We start from the raw sequence: 7,896 nt of genomic DNA, 5'->3' as shown, positions 1-7,896 counted from the left end.
GCAGGATCCAAAACACCGAGGCGTTTGTTGGCCAGGGCACAACCTTTTTTCATCAGAGCAAAAGCATAGATGCTTTCTACCGGTATTTTTTCGATTCCGATTTTGAAATTTTCGAGACTCCGCTGAGTTTGCGCTCCCCAGTGTTTATCCACAGGGACGCGGACTTCACCTAAAGAATCTTTTTCAATGCGATATTCCATATAATTCCCCTCCATTTTTATGTTTTATGTCATTTTTTATGTCATTTATTTTGCGTAAACTCCAACACAAAATATACTCTTGACTGCGGTATTAGACGCAATAGCCTTAAAGCAGTTATCGCAGTCAAGCATATACCCGGTTTCTAAAAAGATCAGAACGCGGGGAAACCGATGGTGACCAAACCGTAAGCCACTGCGCCTACCACCACGCCATAGAGCATAAAGGGCCAAAAGGTCTGTCGGATAATCTCTCCCTCACGGTTCGAAAGTCCCACGACCGCGCAGACCGCCACGACATTGTGAACGCATATCATGTTGCCCATGGCCCCACCAGCGGCCTGGGCCGCCAGTATTACCATCCGAGAGAGTCCCAGCTGGCCGGCGATATCCCATTGAAACATTCCAAAGAGCATGTCCGAGACGGTGTTGGAACCGGTGATGAAAGCGCCGAGTCCGCCCACGTAAGAAGCGCAGGCGGGCCACACGGAACCGAAGATATTTGCCATTGTGGTTGCCATCGCCAAAGGCATGGAAGGCAGATACTTCGCGGTCCCTTCCGCCACTTCCGCGGCTAAGGCGGGATTCACCCCCGAACCTTGGAAAATTTTCACCAGGGCGACGGCAAAAATAAGAGATATGGTTGCGGCCTTCATTTTAATAAAAGTCTCTCCCCACGCTTTTACCACTTTCTCACCGGACATTTTATGCATCAGGATCGTAAATATCGCGATAAGTACGAAAGGAATGGTTCCGGGGAGGTAGAGCAGCTTTATGCTGTCGTCATTGATCCCCGTATAGCCCAGAATATTGTTGAAAGCCAACACGCCATATTTGTTCATCAACGCCTTGAGAGGCAAGGTGTTGATACGGGTCACGACCAAAATGATTCCGATCAGGATATAAGGCATCCAGGCCATGAGCTGGCTCATGTGAGGTTTAAGCTCTTTATCGGAGTACGCGATTTCGCCCGTCCAATCCTTTTCCCACTTAGAAACCTCACCGAACGTCCACACATCCTTCGGCATACAGAATCCATGCTTTGCGCCATACATCACGATGCCCAGTCCCAGTAATCCGCCCACCAGCGCGGGGTTTTCGGGTCCTAAAATCCACGCCATGAGTATGTAGGGAACCGAGAAGGAGACCGCCGCGAAAATATAGAATTTCCACGCGGCAAATCCGTCGCGCCAGCAACGATTAGGCCCAAAAAAGCGAGTGGTAAAGCCCAGCATGAAAATGGGTATGATAAAGGCCATCGGAAGATGCATCAAGGACACCGTCGATCCTATGGTCTTGAAAACCTCGTCCACCGACTGAAAATTCCCTGTGGCCACCGCTGCCTCCATCACAGCGCGGATAGAGGTGCCGAAACCTATCAGAATAGGAGTTCCCACGGCACCGAAGCTGACAGGGAAAGAGTTGAAGGCCAGGCAGAGAACCGCGGCCGCCATGGGAGGGAAGCCCAAAGACAATAACAAGGGCGCCGCCAGGGCCGCCGGTGTGCCAAAACCCGCCGCGCCTTCGATAAAAGCGCCGAACATGTATCCGACAATAATGGCCTGCACCCGCATATCTTTACTGATGCTTTGCATACCGTACTGAATTGTTTCCATACCTCCGGAGTATTGCAGCGTATGCAGAATGAGCAGCGCTCCAAAAACGACGATCAGCACGCTCATTGCACTGATTAAGCCTTGCAGGCTGAGCGCTAAAACATAGGACGATGGGAGATTCCATACGAATATCGCCGCAAGCGCACAAGTAGCCCAAGCCATGGGCATGGCTTTCACCGCGCCAACGCGAAAACCCACCATCAAAACCAAGGCTACCAAAATAGGAACCAAAGCGATAAACGCAAGTAAATTTGTTGACATAACACACTTCATCCTTTCTTAATCGAGATATTTAAACGTGAGTGTGGAACGTTTCAACTTTATTCAACTGCTTTGATCAACTGCTTTTCTGCTGTTTGTTGTGGAAAACGACGGAAGTTCGCCCGGCGTCCCGCGTTCTCTTTCGTCAAGACGAGCTACACGAAGATTTTGCCGGGATTCATGATGTTATTCGGATCCCAGGCTCCTTTGATGGCTCGCATAAGATCCAGCTCCACCGAGTTGATGATTTCCTTCAGGTACTCCCTGCGCTTGATGCCTATGCCGTGCTCTCCGCTGATCTTGCCTCCCAGGTCGCCGGTGACTTTATAAAGCTCCTTCAGGCACTGATGTTCGTTCTCTTTCCACGTTTCCATGGGCATTTCCGGGTCTTTGACGAGCGTGGCGTGAAGATTGCCGTCTCCCGCGTGCCCGTAACAGGGAATCTGCACGTTGTATTTTTTCCCCATTCTTTCCAGTTCGGGAATCATCTCTGGAATGCGGGAGATGGGAACCACGATGTCCTCCAGGCTCTGGATGGGGCTATAGACCTTGAAGGCTTCCGCGATATTCCGACGAACATTCCATATGCGTTCAATGTTGTTCTTGTCCTCTGCCACGTATACCTCTATGGCTCCGTTCGCCTCGCAAAGTTTGCCCGCCTCGACGAGGTCCATCTCAATCTGGGGCACGCTGGTTCCATCCAACTCAATGAGGAGCATGGCACCGCAGTTTTCATAGGGGAGGCTTTCATTCAGGTATTCGCAACTGGTGATAATCGAAAGTTGATCCATAAATTCGATGCTGGTGGGGGCTATGCCTTTCGAAAGAATCACGGGAACTAGGTCTATCGCCTCTTTGGGTGTTTTAAAGAGCACCAGTAGGTCTGATTTGGCCGTCGGGTAACCGATCAATTTGATGATCGCCTTGGTGACGACGCCCAAAGTCCCCTCGGATCCAATGACCAAAGATTTCAAATCGTAGCCGCTCACGTCCTTGGAGAGTTTTCCTCCCAGTTGGACGACGTCGCCCTGAGGGGTCACCAATTCTATCCCCAAGACATACCGTCCCGTTACGCCATACTTGACGGCCTTGCCACCTCCAGCGTTTTCCGCGATATTGCCGCCGATCACGCAGGTCTGGAGGCTCATGGGATACCCCGCGAAAAAGAGCCCTTCCACCTGTACCGCGTTGGCCAAATCGTTGGTCACCACCCCGGCCTCGACCACCGCCACCATGTTGGCCCTGTCCAGCTCCAGGATTTTGTTCATTTTTTCGAGGGATAGAATGATACCGCCGTACTCCGGGATAGCGCCTCCTGATAGCCCAGACCCCGCTCCCCGTGGGGTGATAGGGATTCGTTCCCTGTTCGCCAGCTTTACCACCGCGGCGACCTGTTCGGTGGTGAGGGGTGTGACCGCCACCTCGGGGGCATGCCCATACACCGCGGCCTCGGTCTCGTCGTGAGAATAGGTTTCGAGCTTTTCCGCGTCTGACAAGACGTTGCCCTGACCTACGATTGCCCGCAGAGTATCGAGGACATCCTGAGTGACGGGATTGTAGGCATTCTTAGCCATGTTCAGGACCTCCTCTTCTCGCCGAGGCGTTTTTGAATTTCGGGAATGACCTGAAACGCGTCACCCACAATAGCGAGGTCCGCTATTTTATGAAGGGTCGCATCGGGATCGGAGTTGATGCTCACGATAGTTTCACTGGTCTTGATCCCCGCCAGGTGTTGGATGGCCCCCGATATTCCCACGCCAATGTAGATTTTGGGGGACACAGTTTTGCCGCTCAGGCCCACCTGGTGGGGGTAGGATATCCAGCCCCGGTCCACCGCGTCGCGGCTCGCACCTACCGCGCCGCCTAACTGTTTGGCCAGCGAGTGAATGAGGTGGAAATTTTCACCTTTTTTGAGGCCCCGACCTCCAGAGACTATGATGTCCGCTTCGTCCAGACCTAGGATCTCCGACTCTTCTCTCCGATAGCCTCGCACTTGGGTCCGTGGGTCAATCAGCGCCTTATTCAGGGGAAGATGCAGAATCTCTCCCTTGCGGGAGGCGTCCGCTGGAAGGGGACGAGACGATTTAGGGCGCACCGTAGCCATTTGCGGCCGGTGATCGGGCGTTTTAATAGTAGCCATGATGTTGCCCCCGATCGCGGGTCGGGTCTGCAAGAGGTTGCCCGTGCCTTCCTCGATATCGAGTTCGGTGCAGTCGGCAGTGAGTCCCGTGGGGATTTTCACCGCTGTGTAAGGCATCAGGGTCCTCCCCATAGAGGTCGCCGCAGCCAAGAATACAGCTGGTTCATATTCCCGGATGAGACTTTCCAGAACCCGCCCGTAGGTCTCGCACACAAAATATTTCAGTTCCAGGCTCTGCACGGCGTATACTGTATCCGCACCTTGTTGAATGAGAGATTCCAATCCACTGTCGGAGACACCGTCTCCGATCAGAACCGCAGTCAATTTGCCCCCCAACTTATCCGCCAGCGACCGTCCTCGGCCGAGAAGCTCGAAAGAAACCGCCTTGAGTTTGCCGTCATATTGCTCGGCCAGCGTCCATACCTCATTGCGTGTTTTCTTCGTCATGGCAGGAGCCCTTTCTTTTCAATGAGATCAAGAAATTCGTCCACCGCAACCTTGATGGAGATGTCGTCTTGGGCCGTCATCACCTTGCTGTTTCGGGTGACCTTGGGGGTGTCTATCTTGACAACTTTTGTCGGAGATCCCTTAAGCCCCACGTAATCGGGGTTGAGCTCCACGTCCTGGGCGGTGTAAATGGGTATATTCAACTCCATGGAACGGATCTTACCCTTCAAAGTGGGAAGTCTGGGGGTGGCCACCTCTTTGACCACTGTAAGGAGACAAGGAAGAGCGGTGGAAAGCTGTTGATAACCTTCCTCCACCAAACGCTCCAGCAAGATCCGTCCATTTTGGATCTCTTCGATTTTCGAGACGTAGGTAACCACGGGAATACCAAGCCATGAGGCGATTCCGGGGCCCACCTGAGCGGTGTCTCCGTCGGTGGCCCGTTCTCCGGAGATGATCACGTCATATTCGCCGATAGCCCTGATCATCTGCGCCAGGGCGTAAGATGTAGCGCAAGTGTCGGAACCGCTCACCTTACGGTCTGATAACAACACCGCGCCATCACAACCCATAGCTACCGCTTCTTTCAGCGCCCGTGTCGCCTGAGGCGGTCCCATGGAAATGGCTGTAACCTTTCCGTCATACTTCTCTCGCAGTCGCAACGACGCTTCCAGAGCATACAAATCCAGAGGGTTGACCACTGTTTCAACCCCCGCACGAATAACGGTTCCTGTTTCAGGGTCCATTTTTACATTGCTGCTTTCCGGAACTTGCTTGATTGGAACGATAACATTCACAACAAAATCCTCTCCTTATCGAGAATTTTGAACTTGAATTGCTCCTCCTTAGTTGCAACACTGCTTTCAGGCATAAGTTAATTTCTAATCTTAAAATATTTGGGTGGTGGACCTAACGCGTTGATAAACGGATCTCAGCTCTTAGCCAATATTTCAACTCACAAATACAACTGTCAAAAAGTATACTTTTTGATAGTCACCTCCCTATCCATTAGCTAACGGCTAGTAACAGTAAAACAACTATGCCTCTAATAAGTATTACATCACAATTTTCTCTAAATTGCAAGTTTAAATTTTAATTTGCAATGCTGTCAAAAAGTATACTTTTTGATATTTTAAGATAATAATGCAAAAATCTATTAACAAGCCCACGCCTATGCCTGAGAGACTAAACAGATATGTAGTGATAGGAATATAATAGAATTTTATATCGTTTTATTTATATCTTGAGAGTTTCAACTTCGTTACTCTTTAAGCCACGTTCGGAAAATTAGAATTCGAAGATCAGAATTCTTCAGTTGATTCCATTCTGGAATGAATTACTTGCAATATGTCCAAATTCATCTGTTATAATAAAACACACCCCAATTTATCTGTATAATAAATTTAGTAAAAGGTACGAGTTGTAAGCTAGTGTTTTTGATTTTTTATCTTTTGGTGAAGGAGATGTTGAGTGGTGGAACGCACGACGATAAGTTACGACAAACTTTATGGCTACATGGCGAACATGTTGGAAAAGGGTATGAAATATCCACGCGCGTCGGCTGAGATCACGGCGAAGGTATTGGTGGAGGCGGACGCGCGCGGGCACGCGTCCCACGGGGTGGCGCGCATCAAAATGTATTTCGAGGAGGTTAATGGCGGGCAAAACCATCCGGAGGCGACAGCAGAGATCGTCCATGAGACCCCCATCTCCTTGATTGTACAGGGTAACAGCGCGCCAGGGTTCCCCACTTCCAAGCTGGCTGTGGATAAAACTATCGAAAAGGCGGAAGCCAACGGAACCTGTATGACCGCCGTGCGAATGTCCTGTCACTTTGGCATGGCCGGATACTGGGCGGAGCAGATGGCCGACCGAGGGCTCATTGGCTGGGCCTTCACCAACACGTTGCGCGCTGGCATTCCGCTGTTTGGGCGCGAGAGGCTTTTAGGCACCAATCCCATCGCCGTCGCGATTCCCACCGGGCGTAAGCCGCATTTCATGCTGGACATGGCGACGACCACCGTGGCTTTGGGCAAAATCGAGGTGGCCGCGCGCCGCAGTGGAGTCATGCCCATAGGCTGGGCCGTGGACGAGAACGGCAAGGACACGACCGACGCCGTGGGGGTCGCGGAGATCAATCGCTTCGACAAAAGCCCCTACGGGGGGCAGCTTTATCTGGGAGGGGCAACGGAGACCTTGGGCGGACATAAGGGCTATGGATTGGGGATGTTGGTTGAGTTGCTGACAGCTGGTCTCTCCATGGGGGTCCCCACCTACAACACTTACCAACAGAATTGTGATATCTGCCATTACTTCCAGGCGACGCGTATGGATCTCTTCGGCGATCCCAAGCAGCTCCAGGCTCACGTAGCAGGTATTGTCGACCGCATCAAAAACAGCCCGAAGGCCGAAGGGCAGGAGCGCATTTATATTCACGGAGAAAAAGAATTCGAGCGCCGTCAGAAATCCATACAAGAAGGAATCTGGCTCGATCCTGCCACGTGGTTGCGTCTGGACGATTACGCCGATCGCTTCGGTATCGAACACATCGTTCCGTAACCAGTTCTCCTGAACTACAGAACGATTATCGCGCCCCCACCGGAAAGCGGTGGGGGCGTGTTATTGGTGCGCCCAACATAGGCGGTAACTAGGAGCGGTAACTAGGAGATGAAAATCCCAAATTAGAGAGATCTTGTGAGGATCACTACTAATTTAGAGGCGTTCTTAAATAGAATGTATGAAGGCTTTCTGATCGTCGCGGATTACCAGGTGGCGAAACTAACGTGTTGATGAGCGAATCTTGATGAGTAGATCTCAGGCTTCGATATCAGTCTCTTCAGGAAAAATCATCAACACGTTAGGCTCACTGTCGATACATCAGATTCAGAAGGCAAATCTTCTAAATCCTAATTAAATCCTAATTAAGCTCAGACCCTCATCTTCTTTTATGAGTGTAATTGGGCAATAATTTCGGCGAAACAACATCGCTCTCGATGCCGGCGCTCTCCAGTTCCTTCGCGTAGCGGTTCACATGGGTCAACGTCAATTTACGCGCGGGAGCAATGCTTTTACCGGCGTCGGACGCGTGGTGGCCGGCGTTTCGGCCGAATACGATGATATCGAGAAGCGAGTTACCCATCAGGCGATTTTTCCCATGTATGCCGCCTACCGCCTCTCCCGCCACGTAAAGGTTGTTCACGTTGTTCGTACACCCATCCACCTTGATCTGCAATCC

At 51.3% G+C, this 7,896-nt stretch carries 7 protein-coding genes; 1 reads left to right on the top strand and 6 read right to left on the bottom strand.

The features are described 5' to 3' along the window. From fumC to LBJ36_10570, 5 genes are all read right to left on the bottom strand, one after another. The coding region (fumC, locus tag LBJ36_10590) for a class II fumarate hydratase (protein ID MDR1379482.1) at positions 1-200 on the bottom strand (200 nt) is incomplete at its 3' end. 152 nt (positions 201-352) lie between these two features. Further along, on the bottom strand, positions 353-2,074 hold the full coding sequence (locus LBJ36_10585; protein MDR1379481.1) for an L-lactate permease: 1,722 nt from the start codon (positions 2,072-2,074) through the stop codon (positions 353-355). 155 nt (positions 2,075-2,229) lie between these two features. Beyond that, positions 2,230-3,648: an FAD-binding protein gene (locus LBJ36_10580; GenBank protein MDR1379480.1), complete on the bottom strand. Its 1,419-nt coding sequence runs from the start codon at positions 3,646-3,648 to the stop codon at positions 2,230-2,232. A gap of 2 nt (positions 3,649-3,650) precedes the next feature. After that, the gene (locus tag LBJ36_10575; GenBank protein MDR1379479.1) at positions 3,651-4,661 is read right to left on the bottom strand and encodes an electron transfer flavoprotein subunit alpha/FixB family protein; all 1,011 of its coding nucleotides are present in this window, start codon (positions 4,659-4,661) and stop codon (positions 3,651-3,653) included. After that, positions 4,658-5,458 carry an electron transfer flavoprotein subunit beta/FixA family protein gene (locus LBJ36_10570; GenBank protein ID MDR1379478.1) on the bottom strand — a complete coding sequence of 267 codons (801 nt, stop codon included), beginning with the start codon at positions 5,456-5,458 and terminating at the stop codon, positions 4,658-4,660. Before LBJ36_10570 ends, LBJ36_10575 begins: the two co-directional genes overlap by 4 nt. Before the next feature lie 676 nt (positions 5,459-6,134). On the opposite strand from LBJ36_10570, the gene LBJ36_10565 reads away from it, so the two are divergent. Beyond that, the gene (locus tag LBJ36_10565; GenBank protein MDR1379477.1) at positions 6,135-7,220 is read left to right on the top strand and encodes an Ldh family oxidoreductase; all 1,086 of its coding nucleotides are present in this window, start codon (positions 6,135-6,137) and stop codon (positions 7,218-7,220) included. Between the two features lie 376 nt (positions 7,221-7,596). Here LBJ36_10565 and LBJ36_10560 read toward each other — a convergent pair. Further along, positions 7,597-7,896 (bottom strand): hypothetical protein (locus LBJ36_10560; protein ID MDR1379476.1); only part of this gene is annotated, 300 nt, incomplete at its 5' end.

The sequence above is a fragment of the Synergistaceae bacterium genome (assembly GCA_031267575.1).
GTDB lineage: Bacteria > Synergistota > Synergistia > Synergistales > Aminobacteriaceae > JAIRYN01.
Note: the sequence above shows the minus strand (reverse complement) of the source record. Positions and strands in the feature narration are given on the sequence as shown.

Excerpts from the sequence above, each read along its gene's own strand:
- LBJ36_10585 (MDR1379481.1), bottom strand. The coding sequence starts at position 2,074 with ATGTCAACAAATTTACTTGCGTTTATCGCTTTGGTTCCTATTTTGGTA.
- LBJ36_10580 (MDR1379480.1), bottom strand. The coding sequence starts at position 3,648 with ATGGCTAAGAATGCCTACAATCCCGTCACTCAGGATGTCCTCGATACT.
- LBJ36_10575 (MDR1379479.1), bottom strand. The coding sequence starts at position 4,661 with ATGACGAAGAAAACACGCAATGAGGTATGGACGCTGGCCGAGCAATAT.